Source organism: Streptococcus sp. CL9.43 (genome assembly GCF_049737935.1).
Lineage (GTDB): Bacteria > Bacillota > Bacilli > Lactobacillales > Streptococcaceae > Streptococcus > Streptococcus infantis_I.
This window is the reverse complement of sequence record NZ_JBKOTS010000002.1, coordinates 1-15,369: the sequence shown is the minus strand read 5'-3', so window position 1 is coordinate 15,369 and position 15,369 is coordinate 1. Positions and strand designations below refer to the sequence as shown.

General features: G+C 38.8%; 14 protein-coding genes and 2 pseudogenes. 5 read left to right on the top strand and 11 right to left on the bottom strand.

Annotation, left to right across the window (positions count from 1 at the left end; genetic code table 11):
* The first annotated feature begins 25 nt into the window (after window positions 1-25).
* Window positions 26-709 (top strand): response regulator transcription factor, encoded by a 684-nt coding sequence (locus ACLNCS_RS03195; protein ID WP_070677588.1) that lies wholly within the window; start codon window positions 26-28, stop codon window positions 707-709.
* A complete protein-coding gene (locus tag ACLNCS_RS03190) occupies window positions 699-1,700 on the top strand; it encodes a sensor histidine kinase (RefSeq protein WP_070677590.1) in 1,002 nt (333 codons plus the stop codon). Before ACLNCS_RS03195 ends, ACLNCS_RS03190 begins: the two co-directional genes overlap by 11 nt.
* A gap of 92 nt (window positions 1,701-1,792) precedes the next feature.
* Here the strand turns inward: ACLNCS_RS03190 and ACLNCS_RS03185 are convergent.
* The 9 genes and pseudogenes from ACLNCS_RS03185 to rpsO form a co-directional block, all read right to left on the bottom strand.
* Window positions 1,793-1,864 (bottom strand): annotated as a pseudogene (locus ACLNCS_RS03185) (IS3 family transposase); the annotation flags it as partial.
* Window positions 1,857-2,051 (bottom strand): annotated as a pseudogene (locus ACLNCS_RS03180) (helix-turn-helix domain-containing protein); the annotation flags it as partial. The pseudogenes ACLNCS_RS03185 and ACLNCS_RS03180, both read right to left, overlap by 8 nt.
* Window positions 2,052-2,142: 91 nt before the next feature.
* Window positions 2,143-2,352, bottom strand: coding sequence for a hypothetical protein (locus ACLNCS_RS03175; RefSeq protein WP_070677594.1), 210 nt, complete (start codon window positions 2,350-2,352; stop codon window positions 2,143-2,145).
* A 172-nt stretch (window positions 2,353-2,524) separates the two neighbouring features.
* A complete protein-coding gene (locus ACLNCS_RS03170; RefSeq protein WP_414256644.1) occupies window positions 2,525-3,868 on the bottom strand; it encodes a DEAD/DEAH box helicase in 1,344 nt (447 codons plus the stop codon).
* Between the two features lie 152 nt (window positions 3,869-4,020).
* Window positions 4,021-4,716, bottom strand: coding sequence for an alpha/beta hydrolase-fold protein (locus tag ACLNCS_RS03165; RefSeq protein WP_070677598.1), 696 nt, complete (start codon window positions 4,714-4,716; stop codon window positions 4,021-4,023).
* Window positions 4,697-5,707 carry an ABC transporter substrate-binding protein gene (locus tag ACLNCS_RS03160; RefSeq protein WP_195184348.1) on the bottom strand — a complete coding sequence of 337 codons (1,011 nt, stop codon included), beginning with the start codon at window positions 5,705-5,707 and terminating at the stop codon, window positions 4,697-4,699. The genes ACLNCS_RS03165 and ACLNCS_RS03160 overlap by 20 nt, the downstream gene beginning before the upstream one ends.
* A gap of 23 nt (window positions 5,708-5,730) precedes the next feature.
* Window positions 5,731-6,486 carry an ABC transporter ATP-binding protein gene (locus ACLNCS_RS03155; protein ID WP_074324259.1) on the bottom strand — a complete coding sequence of 252 codons (756 nt, stop codon included), beginning with the start codon at window positions 6,484-6,486 and terminating at the stop codon, window positions 5,731-5,733.
* Between the two features lies 1 nt (window position 6,487).
* Window positions 6,488-7,534, bottom strand: coding sequence for a FecCD family ABC transporter permease (locus ACLNCS_RS03150; protein ID WP_424847176.1), 1,047 nt, complete (start codon window positions 7,532-7,534; stop codon window positions 6,488-6,490).
* Between the two features lie 472 nt (window positions 7,535-8,006).
* Window positions 8,007-8,276 carry a 30S ribosomal protein S15 gene (gene rpsO, locus ACLNCS_RS03145; RefSeq protein WP_001018251.1) on the bottom strand — a complete coding sequence of 90 codons (270 nt, stop codon included), beginning with the start codon at window positions 8,274-8,276 and terminating at the stop codon, window positions 8,007-8,009.
* 206 nt (window positions 8,277-8,482) lie between these two features.
* Here rpsO and ACLNCS_RS03140 point away from each other — a divergent pair, with 206 nt between their 5' ends.
* The 3 genes from ACLNCS_RS03140 (at window position 8,483) to thrS (ending at window position 11,581) form a co-directional block, all read left to right on the top strand.
* Window positions 8,483-8,854 (top strand): hypothetical protein, encoded by a 372-nt coding sequence (locus ACLNCS_RS03140; RefSeq protein WP_074324261.1) that lies wholly within the window; start codon window positions 8,483-8,485, stop codon window positions 8,852-8,854.
* A 303-nt stretch (window positions 8,855-9,157) separates the two neighbouring features.
* Entirely contained in the window at window positions 9,158-9,550 is a 393-nt protein-coding gene (locus ACLNCS_RS03135) for a hypothetical protein (protein WP_424847174.1), read from the top strand.
* A gap of 87 nt (window positions 9,551-9,637) precedes the next feature.
* Window positions 9,638-11,581 carry a threonine--tRNA ligase gene (gene thrS / locus ACLNCS_RS03130; RefSeq protein WP_424847172.1) on the top strand — a complete coding sequence of 648 codons (1,944 nt, stop codon included), beginning with the start codon at window positions 9,638-9,640 and terminating at the stop codon, window positions 11,579-11,581.
* A 212-nt stretch (window positions 11,582-11,793) separates the two neighbouring features.
* On the opposite strand, the gene ACLNCS_RS03125 is transcribed toward thrS, so the two are convergent.
* Both ACLNCS_RS03125 and ACLNCS_RS03120 read right to left on the bottom strand, forming a co-directional pair.
* Entirely contained in the window at window positions 11,794-12,843 is a 1,050-nt protein-coding gene (locus ACLNCS_RS03125) for a DUF389 domain-containing protein (protein ID WP_070677609.1), read from the bottom strand.
* Window positions 12,844-13,418: 575 nt separating this feature from the next.
* Window positions 13,419-15,369, bottom strand: a 1,951-nt coding sequence (locus ACLNCS_RS03120; RefSeq protein WP_424847169.1) for an ABC transporter permease, incomplete at its 5' end; no start/stop codon positions are given.

Here is a 15,369-nt window from a genome sequence, read left to right as displayed (position 1 = left end):
TAAAATAGGAAAAGGAGGAGCCGGTATGAAGCATATTCTGGTTATTGAAGATGAAACCTTGATTCGAGATGAAATTGTCATTTTGTTAGAGAATGCGGGTTATCAAGTTGATAAGTTGACTGACTTCAAAGATACAAGCCAGCAAGTATTGCAATACGATACGGATTTAATCATACTAGATTTGAATTTGCCAGGAGAAACAGGTTTCCACATTTGTAAGAATCTCAAGTCCAAACGCTCTGTGCCCATATTGGTTCTCACCTCCCGTGAACAACTAAAAGATGAGATTTACGCCCTAAAATTAGGGGCTGACGAGTACTTAACAAAACCTTTCAAGAAAGAAAGATTCTTGGCTCGTATAGAAAACATCTTGAAACGCTATGAAGGTAGACAAAATTTGCTTGAAAAAGATAATTTCCTGCTGGATAGAAATACCTATACTCTTTATATCAACGGACATTCGATTTTACTCCCTAAAAACCAAGGGAAATTGTTAGAAACCTTATTAGTGGCAACTGGTTCTGTCGTCACAAAAGAAGAACTAAGCATGAAACTGTGGAATACAACTGAGTTCATCGATGAAAATGCCCTACAAGTAAACATTGCAAGGCTGAAAAAGATGATGAAACAGGTTGGCATTGCCCTTAAAGTCAAGTCCGTTAGAGGTATTGGTTACAAGCTAGAAGAGGTAAGTCCAGATGAAACATAATCTAAAATATCTAGCTAGTTATCTGCCTTGGTTATTTGTTCTCTTAGCATTTGATCTATTTACAGCTGTCCTGCTTTGGCTTTCAGATGTGAGAATGTTTCAAGCTCTCATCCTTCTCTATATTTTAGCCACCGTCCTGCTTTTTTTCATCCTATCTTTCTTACTTATAAGAAAAGAAAGAAAAAAAGCCGCTGCTTATAAAGCCTTCATAGCCAATCCTAAGATCGATACTGAGCTTGAATTATTGAATTTATCAAGTGCCTCAGAGAAAGAAAGCATTGAAAAAATAGCAGATACACTTTATCAAAAGCAGGCTCAAATAGGAAAACTCAACTCATTACTAGCCGAGTACGAGGACTATGTTGAAAAATGGGCGCATGAGATTAAACTTCCTTTATCGCTTCTTTCCCTCCTTTTAGACAATCAAAGTGACCAACTACCTGAGGATACTGCTTTTAAATTGGACTATGTGAAAAATCAAATCCAAGGAAATGTATCACAGATCTTATTCTACTACAGGGTGAAAAGTGAGAAAAATGATTTTCTATTTGAAGACCTTGACCTAGAAGAGTGTATCCAAGATCTTTTGGAGAACTTTGATCCCTTGCTCAAAGAAAAGAATTTTACGATTAAGTTAGAAAACATACAAGGAACCTGCTACACCGATCAACGCAGTTTTGGATTTATCCTGTCTCAAATACTAGCCAACGCCCTTAAATATAGCTCTGACAAACCAGAACTCAAGATTTCTATGTCAAGTGACAAGGGGCGCAAAACCCTGATTATTAGGGATAATGGGTGTGGAGTTAAAGCTTGCGACCTCCCTCATATCTTTGAAAAAGGATTTACAGGTGATTCAGGAGAGACAAGGAAAAAATCAACAGGCATGGGTCTCTATCTTGTCAAACAATTAGCAGATGCTTTAAAAATCGACATCGTAGTAAAATCCGAATGGATGCATGGATTTGAAATCTCTCTTTCTATTTCGTAATTTTTCGATTAAGAAAATTGCCTAGTCATAGAAAGCACATATTTTATACCAAAAAGGAAAGCTGTACTGACCCCCAAAAGTTGGACAAATAATTATTGAAAGGATTTAGTTCTGTATTGCACAGGGCTAAGTCCTTTTAGTTTGACTTTAATTCGTTTGTTGTTTTAGTTCTGGAGAATAATGACGATTCATCCCTTTCTTGACGATATCTATGCCATAACGGTCAATTAATTTCATCATGTACTTTAGACCAGAAACATCCACTCCAAATCTTTTCGAAAGCTGTTTGAAGCTTTGTCCTTGCTTTCTTAGTTCATAAATCTGAACTTTATCTTCATAATTCAATTTCATAATAAAACACCCCAAAAGTTAGATTTTTTCTGTCTAACTTTTGGGGTGCAGTTCAAATTTCTGACGGGATTTTAATATTTCATGATGATTCTTACCAGAAAAACTTTCGATAAATTCTAGCAATCGTTAAAAGGATAACGTAAAGTATACCTAAGATGGTTAAAACTATTTTTCCAGTAGTCACTTCTGAACCAATAATCAATATATGAAAGAGAGGAGCGAGACCGGTACACACATATATCAAATAAGCAATAACATTTATTTCACCAATCCCAGCAATAAAATTTTTAAAATCTTTCATTTATCTTCTCCTACAATCTACTTTTAATTTAAGTATATTATAAACTTCAGAAAAATAAAAGAATGTTATGATTAGATTTTAAGATTCCCAATATCTTCTACTTATGAAATCTGACAATCCCAATGTTGAACTATAAAAAACAGTAAAACCACTTGGTTTTACTGTCTGATGTTTAAAATGTTTGACGTTTAGCCTTACGTTCTGCACGTCCACGGGCACGACTTTCTGCGCGTTTGGTTTTACGGCGTTTTTCATCGACCGCCCACTGAATTTTCTTCTTATAGCCTGGTTTGACTTTTTTCTTTTTCTTTTTGACCAAGCCAATCATTTCGATATCCAGTTTTTCTTGTTTTTTCTCACGATTGGCACGGCGGTCACGGTCATAAGTGTCTTGGAACTCTCCATCTTTAACAACCTTAGGTACAAACTTAATTCCTAATTTCTCCAACTCACGAATATCAGAGTCATCACTTGGTTGATAGAGGGTGATGGCTGTACCTGGTAGACCATTACGTCCAGTTCGTCCAACACGGTGAACAAAGAAGGACAAGTCTTGTGGAATAGCATCGTTGATAACGTGGCTAACACCTTCGATGTCAATCCCACGCGCAGCTAGGTCAGTTGCTACGATATACTCAAAATCAAGGTTCTTCACCTGATTCATGATCCGTTTGCGTTCACGAGGAGCAATGTCTCCATGGATCTTAGCCACCTTTAATCCTTGAGCTGTTAGGTAGCTGTGCAATTCATCCGCACGAGTTTTTGTATTGACAAAAATCATGGCAAGATACGGCTGCATGACTTGAGTCAACTCATAAATCTGAGCGTTCTTGTCTCTACCCTTGGTCGAAATCAACCAGTTGTCAATGGTGTCAGAGATAACTGTCTTGGTCTTGATCTTTTCCATGACAGGATTTGACAAGTACTTCTTCAAAAATGGTTGCAGTTTTTGTGGGATAGTCGCTGAAAAGACCATAAACTGCAAGTCCTTAGGAAGACTTCCTGCAATCTTATCAACTGTTTCCAAGAATCCCATATCCAAGGTCATGTCGGCTTCATCGACTACAAAGGTCTTAGCCTTGTGAATAGCAAGGTCACCAGACTTGACCAAATCATAAATACGACCTGGTGTTCCGATAACGATATGGGGCTGGTTGCTTGCGAGTTTGTCAATTTGGCGAGCCTTATCTGTGCCACCAACATAGTTCACAACACGAATCTCAACATCTGAATGTGATGCGATCTGACGAGCAGCTTGGTAAATCTGAGTCGCTAATTCACGACTTGGAGCTGTGATAACTGCCTGCACACTGTCACTCTCTTCATCCAACTGTTGGAAAATTGGAAGCAAGAAAGTATGAGTCTTACCTGAACCTGTTTTTGATTCACCAACCAAGTCACGACCTGCCAGGACAATAGGAATCAACTTTTCCTGAACCTCGGTAGGAGTCGTAAATTTCAACTCCTCCAAGGCTTTTTCTATATATTTTTTAAATTTAAATTGTGTAAATGACATAATTTCCTCGATTCTATCTATCTACTCATTATACCATAATTTAGTCTATTACAGGGGATGGATTTCCGTCAAGAATAATACCATGAACATTTTAACAACCAAGCATACATAAGAAATACTCCTAGTTACGATGAACAAGGAGTGTTATAGGGTTACTTAAGCTTCCATTCGTCTCTCAGCCAATCACAAAAATAGTGATAACGTTCCTTAAGAGCTTCATGATGCCCATAAGCATCAAATGTGCAATAAGTCGAAGGGACTTTCTCTGAAATCAGATCATGTAGATCTCTGGCATAAATAGGAGCCTTAGACAGACGATTGGAATGATTGGCACCTTCTGTCTGACCATTTTGCAGATAAATCAGGCTTTGGCTCTGTATCAAGTCATGTTCCCTACAAAAGTCTATAAAGTCTGGATACCAGAAAGAGCCACAGATAGAAAAGATACAGGTCGCAGGAAGATAACTACTATAGAGACTATAGACAGCAGCAAGACCACCCAGTGAATAGCCACCATAAGCAATTCTACTTTCATCAATCAAGTAGTCTTTCTTTAGCATTTTTAAAATTCTTTGAAATAGCTTCTGATGGTATTGGTCTACCTTCCCACCAAAATCTGGTGCCCCTTCTTTCAATGCATCAGACTGCCAGGGTGTAAAGTCATCCAGACGATTTTCTGGAATCAAACCCACCAAAATCACTGATTGGGATAGGTCTGACAAATAGTCCAATTGCCCATCATTTAAAAGCACAAGTGGATAGGCTTGTTGAGGATCATAGTTTGAAGGAAGACTGATCCTAACTTGAATCCCTTCCCAGCTAAACTCCTTATTTCTTGATAAAGTCATTGATTTTTTCAAGGGAATCAATCACTGCAGGACCGTAATCCATCAACTCATCGTAAGAGATAGTCATGATTTTTTGATTCTTGATTGCAGGTACATTTTCCAAAACAGCATTTGCCTTCATCAAATCCACTGCTTTTTCATCTAACTTTTGATTACGATCGCTGGTTACATAGATAATCAACTCTGGATCCATTGATACTAGATTTTCCAAGGTCAAACCAGAAGTTCCTGTTGCGACATTGGTATAACCAAGTTGGTTGAGCAAGCTTTCCTGAAGAGCTGACTTGTAGGCACCAAAGGTTTCGTCATTGTAGGCCACCATAATCAGAGCTTTTTTCTTTTCACCCTGTGTTTCTGGGTTAGCTTTTTTAACCGCATCGATTTTAGCTTGTAATTGTTCTGCGTATTGATTCGCCTTGTCTTGGACATTGAAAATGGTACCAAGATTCTTCACATCTTCTACGATATTTCCTAAATCTTGTTGGATAGTGGAAAGTGAAGCTTTTTGCGTATAAACAGGGATTTTGTTTTCATTCCAAGCACTAATGGTTCCCATTGACTTTTCAGAAAACATCATGTTGCGTCCCATCAAGGCATCTGGTTCATAAGAAAGAACTGTTTCTTGTGAGACAGATTTTTTATCACCAATGTGAGGGATGGCTTCAATAGCATCCTTGTATTTACCAGTTAACGCATTATCAGGATTGAGCATACCGACAATTTTATCCTTCAAACCGAGTTCAAGTAGAATTTCAGTTGTTGAGAGGTTGTTGGTGATGACTTTTTCAGGAGCCTTTTCGAAGACTTGTTCAACTTCATTTCCTTTAGCATCATAAGTCTTGATTGTTACAGGATAGCTGGTTTCTGTATTAGCTTTTTGACTAGCTTCTGTTGTAGCCGGTGTCGTTGCTGTTTCTTTAGATGCGTTACCACAAGCTGCCAAAGATAAGGTAGCTACTGTTACAAGCAAAATACTGAGTGTTTTTTTCATGTTTTTATTTTCCTTTTTAATTTTTATAAATAGTGAATCATAGCTTGCTGATCCTCTGTCCAAATTACCTTACTTTGAACGCCATAGACAGCCTGCAATGACTCGGGTGTGATGGTCTCTTTTGGAGTACCTTGGTAAACAATCTCCCCTTCTTTCATTAGGTAGAGATAATCTGAATAGCGACAAGCTAGCTGAATATCATGCAAGACAGCTAGCACATTGATCTGAAGATTTTTGACAATGCTCAATAAGTCTAGCTGATACTTGATATCCAAATGATTGGTCGGTTCATCTAAGAGCAAGAGGGTCGGCTCTTGGGCCAAGGCGCGTGCTAACAGAACCCGCTGCTTCTCTCCTCCTGACAAAGAAGAGTAGAGTCGATTTCTCTTTTCGAGCAGATCTACCTTGACTAGAGCATCCTCAACCAAAGCAAAGTCTCTGTCTTTTTCCTTTTGCAAGAAAGAGAGATGAGGAGTTCTGCCCAACATGACAATCTCCTCAACCGTACAATCAAACTGAAGTTGATTAAACTGCGTGATGACTGCCATCTGCTTTGCCGTTTCTTTGACGCTCATTTGTTCTAGAGGCTTCCCATCTAAAGAAATCAAGCCCTGATTCGGCTTTTCCTGTCGATAGAAGAGTTTCAGCAAGCTGGTCTTTCCACTTCCATTTGGTCCCAAAATAGTATGAAATTGGTTTCCCTCAAGTTTAAGTGAGACTCCTTTGAGAATCTTTTTTTCTCCGATTCCAAAGTGAATATCCTGACACATTAAGTCCATATCAGACTCTCACCTCCCTTCGTCTACTTGCAACCATGTAGATAAAGAAAGGTGCACCTACTAAGGCTGTGAAGATACCAATTGGTAGTTCAGTATTTTGAATCAAAACGCGAGCAAAGACATCTGCCCAGACGACAAAGAGGGCGCCTAGTAAGGTTGCAATCGGAAAAAGCCTTTTGTAGTTTGTACCTACCAAACTTCTCGCCAAATGCGGTGTAATCAAACCGACAAAACCGATAATCCCACAGGTCGATACCAAGATAGCTGTCATCACAGCTACAATCGTCACATAGAGATACCAATAAAAACGCAAGGGAATTCCCAAAGTCAAAGCCGCCTCATCACCCATCATCATGGCATTGAAAACACGGTATTGGGAAGAGAAAAATAAAAAAGCGATTCCCACGATTATAGTTGGTAAGGTTAAGTGACCCCATGAGGTCCCCGCTAAAGAACCCATGGTCCAAAACTTGATGGTCATAACGCTATCAGCATTGGCCCCAATAGAGATAATAAAGTTTGAAAAAGCCAAAAATAGGGCATTCACTACCGTACCCGATAAGATTAAGCTAGAAGTTGTCATCATACCCTGCATGGACGCAATGAGAAGAACTGTAACTGTTGCTAAAATCGCTCCTAGGAAAGAACCTAGACCAATCATAACTTTAAATCCAAGAATAATACTCAAAGTTGCTCCAAAGGTTGCCCCGGCTGAAATTCCTAATACATAGGGCTCCGCTATTGGATTGTTGACCGTTGACTGCATGACACTACCACACATGGAAAGGCCTGCACCAACAATCAAAGCAAGAAAAACCCGTGGCAATCTCATATTCCAAACAATAGCAAGCGTAGACTTTGAAATGTCTCCTATCTCAAAAGGAGCCCCTAACTGACTCAAAATTATCCGATAAGTATCACTCAAGCTAATTTGAACAGACCCCATAGAAACTGCCAGAAACAGAGAAATCCCCAAAGCTCCTAACAGGATAGCTAGCAAAAAACAATATCTCAGGTTTTGATGGCTTCCAGAAAATTTGGAAAGCATGAAACCCTCCTTTAACAAAAATTAAAAATTTAGACAATTTTCATAATTAGTATACCACATTTCTAAATCAGGGACAAGACTAGAAAAATGCACACAAAAAAGCCCTCTGAAGTCAGAGAGCTGATTTGAGCTCGGGCTAAAATCCTAGTGAAAAAGATGAAACTCCTTGTGTTCATCGAACACTGTGTCCTTTCCCTATTTTCATACGGATTTTTATCGCTCTTAGCATCATGATTCTTGCTGGATAAAACGTTTATAGACTAGACGGCAAGCCGAAGATTATACTTGAGTATATCGAGGTAAGGTGACAAAAATAAAAAGCTACTCAACTAGAGTAGCCTTATTTCAAGATGTGCTCAATTGAACACGGCCTAAGCACTTGGCAAAAAAGATAAAATCTCCTAGAAACTGAAGTTTCTTCGTCAATTTTCCTATTTTTGCTGTGTGCTTTTGACGTCCTTTGTATCTTGAATTAGCGACGAAGTCCTAGAGAGTTGATCAACTCACGGTAACGGTTAACGTCGTTTTTACGCAAGTATGCAAGCAAGTTACGACGGCGACCGATTTTCTTCATCAATCCACGGTAAGTAGCGTGGTCTTTTTTGTGTTGTTTGATGTGTTCGTTAAGGTGGTTGATTTCCCAAGTAAGGACAGCAACTTGAACCTCTACTGAACCTGTATCACCTTCGTGACGTGCATATTGTGCAATGATTTCATTTTTTTTCTCTTTTGAGATTGCCATGATGTTTCTCCTTTTTATTTGGCTTCATCCGAGTGACAGGTTGGCATGCCTGCAACCAAGAAGAAGTTATTTGTCTTTACGACATTTCCTATTCTACCAATAACTAAGTTCTTTGTCAACTGATTTACTATCCATACCTTAAATGTGCTATAATAGTTATAGGAAGGATATCTAAGTAGACAGCTTGAAAAGAGAGGTGATTGACCATGCGTAAATTGTTCAAATATCTCCCCTACTATTTGGTCGTATTTTTCTTTTATTGTCCACTTTATGGATTATTTATACTACTATTACAGAATCCAAAACTAACGGAGCTCTATCTTTTAAATATATTCATCATTTCGCCTGTTGTAGTTTTTATAGTCTCTCTTCTTTATAGCTACCGATTTGGTTTTTCACTTCATTGGCTTTTAGGCAGTTGCTTACTCTATGGATTTACTATCATTCCTTTCAGAGAATTTATCATTGTTTATTTCCTAGCCTATGAAATTCTTATTCTACTAGGTACAGTTATTGGTGCCACTATCAAGTATCTAGTTCAAAAACTGAAAAACAAAAAACTTTCACAAAATCCTTGAAAAATCTCGCAATCATGCTATAATAATGCATAGAGACAAGTCACTTAGAACCTTTCTACCAGAGAGTGCGTGGTTGCTGAGAACGCATAGAAAGACTATACTGATACTACTCTACTAACTTTTATGCAAACATAAAACGGTGGCCACGTTAGAGCCAATCAGAGGTGTCCCTCTTTTTTGAGGAACATAAATGAAGGTGGAACCACGTTGCGACGTCCTTTTGAGGATGTCGCTTTTTATTTGGAGAACTATTATAACTAGCTTAGGATAGAATATAAACAAAAATTGAATATGGAGGTTGTTATGAAGAAAGCATTGCCCTGGGTAATTTCCTCTACCTTCCTTATAGTCTATGTGTGGCTAATGAAAACTCTTAGTCTATGGGGCCTGGAGTACATTGTTGTCTTTTCATTTTTTGCATTTGTTCCTCTTATGCCATTTCTTGCTCCTTTTCTCGGCATCTTAATGTTTTTTAAGAAAAAGAGACTCGTTATAGCAGGATATCTTCTAAGTCTTACTGCTGGGATTTATCTGTTCAATGCACTAAGAAGCTATCCGATAAGGATATACATGAGTGGTGAAATGACTGATGAGCAATATTTGTCTTTAATCCTTTCCTTGGTAAGTTATTTACTTATTTCTACAGTTTGTTTTATTTATAGAATGAAATTGTTAAAGTATCATTCAGTTAGATAAACAAATATAATTGTTCTTTATAACTAACCCATCTCTATTTCTTCAAACCTCTATTTTAAAATACGATAAATTTTTAAGGAGAAAACCATGATCAAAATTACATTCCCAGATGGCGCTGTTCGTGAATTCGAATCAGGCGTTACTACTTTTGAAATTGCCCAATCTATCAGTAATTCCCTAGCTAAAAAAGCTCTTGCTGGTAAATTCAACGGCAAACTCATCGACACTACTCGTGCGATCACTGAAGATGGAAGCATCGAAATCGTGACACCTGATCACGAAGACGCTCTTGACATCTTGCGTCACTCAGCTGCACACTTGTTTGCACAAGCAGCTCGTCGCCTTTTCCCAGACATTCACTTGGGTGTTGGTCCAGCTATCGAAGATGGTTTCTACTATGATACAGACAACCAAGATGGTCAAATCTCTAACGAAGATCTTCCTCGTATCGAAGAAGAAATGCAAAAAATCGTTAAAGAAAACTTCCCATCTATTCGCGAGGAAGTGACCAAAGACGAGGCGCGTGAAATCTTCAAGAACGACCCTTACAAGCTTGAATTAATTGAAGAGCACTCTGAAGACGAGGGTGGCTTGACCATCTACCGTCAAGGTGAATATGTAGACCTCTGTCGTGGACCACACGTCCCATCAACAGGCCGCATCCAAATCTTCCACCTTCTCCATGTAGCTGGTGCTTACTGGCGTGGAAATAGCGACAATGCTATGATGCAACGGATCTACGGTACTGCCTGGTTTGACAAGAAAGACTTGAAGAACTACCTTCAAATGCGTGAAGAAGCCAAAGAACGTGACCACCGTAAACTTGGTAAAGAATTGGATCTCTTTATGATTTCTCAAGAAGTGGGTCAAGGTCTTCCATTCTGGCTGCCAAATGGGGCAACTATCCGTCGTGAGTTAGAACGCTACATCGTCGATAAAGAGTTGGCTTCTGGCTACCAACACGTTTACACTCCACCACTTGCTTCTGTTGAACTTTACAAGACTTCTGGTCACTGGGATCACTACCAAGAGGACATGTTCCCAACTATGGATATGGGAGATGGGGAAGAATTTGTCCTTCGTCCAATGAACTGTCCACACCACATCCAAGTCTTCAAGCACCATGTTCATTCTTACCGTGAGTTGCCAATCCGTATCGCTGAAATCGGAATGATGCACCGTTACGAAAAATCTGGTGCCCTCACTGGCCTTCAACGTGTGCGTGAAATGTCTCTCAACGACGGTCACCTCTTTGTAACTCCTGAACAAATCCAAGAAGAATTCCAACGTGCCCTTCAGTTGATTATCGATGTTTATGACGATTTCAGCTTGAATGAATACCGTTTCCGCCTCTCTCTTCGTGACCCTCAAGATACTCACAAGTACTTTGATAACGATGAAATGTGGGAAAATGCCCAAACCATGCTTCGTGCTGCCCTTGATGAAATGGGCGTTGACTACTTTGAAGCTGAAGGTGAAGCTGCCTTCTACGGACCAAAATTGGATATCCAGGTTAAGACTGCCCTTGGAAAAGAAGAAACCCTTTCTACGATCCAGCTTGACTTCTTGCTCCCAGAACGCTTCGACCTTAAATACATCGGAGCTGATGGTGAAGAACATCGCCCAGTTATGATCCACCGTGGGGTTATCTCAACCATGGAACGCTTCACAGCGATCTTGATTGAGAACTACAAGGGTGCCTTCCCAACATGGCTTGCACCACATCAAGTAACCCTCATCCCAGTATCTAACGAGAAACACGTTGACTACGCTTGGGAAGTAGCTAAGAAGCTCCGTGACCGTGGTGTCCGTGCTGATGTGGATGAACGTAATGAAAAAATGCAGTTCAAGATCCGTGCTTCACAAACTAGCAAGATTCCTTACCAATTGATCGTTGGTGACAAGGAAATGGAGGATGGAACTGTCAACGTTCGTCGCTATGGACAAAAAGAAACAAACACTGTGCCAGTAGATGAGTTTGTAGCAGCTATCCTAGCTGATATCGCCAACAAATCTCGTGTTGAGAAATAAAACGATCACAGTCTGAGAAACATTTTTCAGTAAGAAAAAGCAACAACTGAAATAGTTGTTGCTTTTTTATATTTTGATTAAGCTGAGCTAGTAGTGATTGGTCAAACCACCACAAATGATATTCTCATCAACAATCCTTTCTATCCATTAACTTTTGGATATAGGATATCCTCCCAAGATTTGCTTTCATGAGTTAGATAAGTTGACTATCCTTAGTCCTTGTCTGCCTCAATTTCTTTTACGATGTCATCTTGTGAATCTTTTTCAGAGAGTTTTTGATCGATATACTTGTCAATGTTTTCGTAAAATTCCTTAATCGTCTCACTATCTAATTTTGCTGAATTATGGAATTGCTTGACTTTCAATTGAACAGATTGAATACCGTAAGAGTCCTGCTTTTGGCGAATGGTTTCTAATTCTTCTTCTGAAATCGGATCTCCAACAACCGTCAAGACCAATTCATTATTACTTGACTTGTAGACTTGATTAATGACCGTATGATTGGCGAACTCATTTTCTACAAACTGTTTGATCCCTTCTTTTCGCGCTTGATCCATCGTCAGAGTGACTGCTGAATAGCTGGCTGGAAGGACCAATAATACAATCAAGGATATCAACCCAATTTTCATTTTAATGTTTAGCTCATTAAATGAACTTAAGGGAGATTTTCTCATAAAAATTCTTGTTCCAACAATGTTGATTAGCATGATAAAGACACAGTTGATTAAGAAAAGATAAAGAGCCCCAAATAAAAATCGTACATTTCCATTAGCTAAACCATATCCTGCAGTGCAGATAGGTGGCATCAGAGCTGTTGCGATGGCTACTCCTGGTACGATATTGTTTGCTTCTTTTTTCCTTGAACCAATGAAACCTGCTATCCCACCAGCAATAGCAATGAGAACATCCCAAATGGTTGGAGAGGTTCGTGCAATCAACTCGCTACTTGCATAAGATAAGGGAGAAATCCAGAAATACAGAGTCGAGACAAGCAAACTGACCAATACTTGAGTAAATAAAACCTCTAGAGATTGCTTGATTAAACGCGTATCAAAAATAGCTAAACCGAATCCCAGTCCAACAATCGGTGTCATAAGAGGGGAAATCAGCATGGCTCCAATAATGACAGCTGTTGAATTCATATTTAGACCTATAGAGGCAATAAAAATCGAACACATCAAAATCAGTGTATCTCTTAATCGAACATGAAGGTCATCATATAGTTTCTCGCGGAATTCACGTGTTGAATAGTTTCCGGTCATTGGTTACTCCTTTTATTTCATATAATCTTGTTTCTGCATGGATGATGGTAGGGAGACTTCTATCTAAACTGACATATTTTTATTCTTACCTGTAATTCTTTTGAACATTATCTTTTTATCCATCAATCCATCCTTGATATTATATCAAAAATTTTACAGTCTTTCTCTGAAGAAATCAATTCATTTAAAAGATAGAGAAAGGAAGAAATTTTTGTATCCTTATCCGTTGAAGAAGAAAAACGATATCTCCTCTGAAAGTAGATACCGTTTTAATGTTTAAACATGATGAGTTTGTAGCAGCAATCCTAGCTGATATCGCCAAAAAATAACGTGTTGAGAAATAAGAGATAAAACCTTGTACAAAATCCCAGCTCTAAAAAAGAGGCTGGGACAAAAGTCCTAGCCTCTCAATTGTCTTTGGATTGTCGAGCAAGACGCAGTGGTTGAGCGGGCTCTACTACGCTTATTTCATCAGTTTTTACAGTCCTACTCAACTGTGCGGAGGTGGGACAACGAAATCGAATTCTAATGAATTAACGATTTCTGTCCCACTCTCTTTTTTGATGTTTCTGTTTTTACATTTGAATAATTCTACGATAACTTCTTGAAGTAATCATAAAGATAAGTACGTAGATGAGGGCAAAGATACCACAAATAGAAAGTGTTACACTTAACATCATAGCTGTATCTACTACCCCAATGACCTTAAGAATCAAACTTAACATATGATAGGCAAAAGCCAAGTGTAGAAAAGCAAAGATTACAGGGAGGAAGAAAACAGTCAAGACCTGCTTGTTAATGGTTTGTTTGATTTGTTTTTGATCCAAGCCCACTTTTTGTAGGATGACAAAGCGTTCACGATCCTCATAACCTTCTGAGATTTGTTTATAGTAGATAACGAGTACAGTTCCAATCATAAAGATGATAGAGAGGAAAATACCAATAAAGAGAACTCCTCCAAAGAGAGCATTCATTTGGGCAATTGCGTCACTTGCAGTGCCTCCACCATAAACCATGCCGTCTTCATTTTTGAGATTATGACTAAAATTATTTACAAACTCCTCAAAATCATCAGATAGCTTTAACTGTTCCTCTAGACTAGCTGTTACATCCATACCACCGTAGAGCTGTGTGTATACAGCTGAATCCTGGTACTGTTCCAAAAAACTTTGAATATCAGCTACTACAAGATAGTTATAATCCGATACCAATAGTACATAGGGATTAGAAACATGATTGGCAATAAAATCCTGCTGGATTGCTTCCTTGATTGTATAGTTCTGATTGTTCAGACTAAATGCTTTCTGATTTTTAAGTTGGTCATTTCGAGCCCAAATTCCTACTTCGTTACCAGTAAGGTTCAGCTTTTGTCCAGTCATTTTTTCATAATCTTTTTGATCAAAAACCAGGAAGACTGTCTTAGGCATGACATTGTTTTGCCCTTTTTCAAAGATGGTTAATTTGGTCCCCTCTTGACTAGAAAGACCGAAACTTGCATAACTGAGGACGTCCTTATTGCTGATGGTTAGGTTCTTTTCGCTAGCGTATTGAGTCAAAAGCTTGTCTAAATCCTCAACTTCTACATGTTGTCCCTTAACATCAAAATCGTGAGGATACATGAGTTTTTTCATATTCTCAGATCCGTTGTAGATACTAGTAGCTGCAGACATAGTAACCAAAACCATGGTTGAAAGGATGGCAATGGTTGCTAAACCGACAGCATTTTTCTTCATACGAAAGATAAGGTTAGAAACAGATATGAGGTTGTTGGGTTGGTAGTAATATCTCTTGTTTTTCTTGAGCAACTGTAAGAAAACTGTAATACCAGCATTGAATAAGAGATAGGTCCCTACAATAACTAACATAACCGCAATAAAGAAAGTAGCGACAGCTTTGAAAGCATCTGTTACGCTTAGTGCTAAGTAGTAGCCACCACCTAGTGCAATTAGCCCTACAAGTGTCTGAAGAACTAGGAAACGCCCCTTCTTCTCACCCTTCGCTTTTTCTCTAGAAAGCTGGAGAGCATCCATACGGATAATACGTACAGCGTTCAGGAAAACGATGACTAAAAAGATAAGACCAAATACAAGAAGGATTGAAAGCACTACGGACCATTGGAAAGTTGCAACTAACTCTACCTTCATCTTTGCAAGTTTAAGTAGTAAAGCGAAAATCAGATTATCAAAGAGGGCACCAATTCCAATCCCGGCAGTGACTGTTACTAGCCCAAATATCAAGAGTTCCTTAAAGGTCATACCAATCAAATGGCGCTTTTCTAAGCCCAACATGCCATATACACCCAGTTCTTTTGAGCGATTTTTCATGACAAAACTATTGGCATAAAGCACGATAATGGCAGATGCGAGTGTCACAACGACAAGCCCTAGTTGTAGGGTAAATTGTATAGAAGATGCACCACGCAAATCCACAATTTTAGGATTAAAGGCTAGAGAGTAAAAGAGATAGCTGATAGTGACTGCCAAAATGACAGATAAAGCAAACGGATAATAGAGTTTGCGGTTTTTG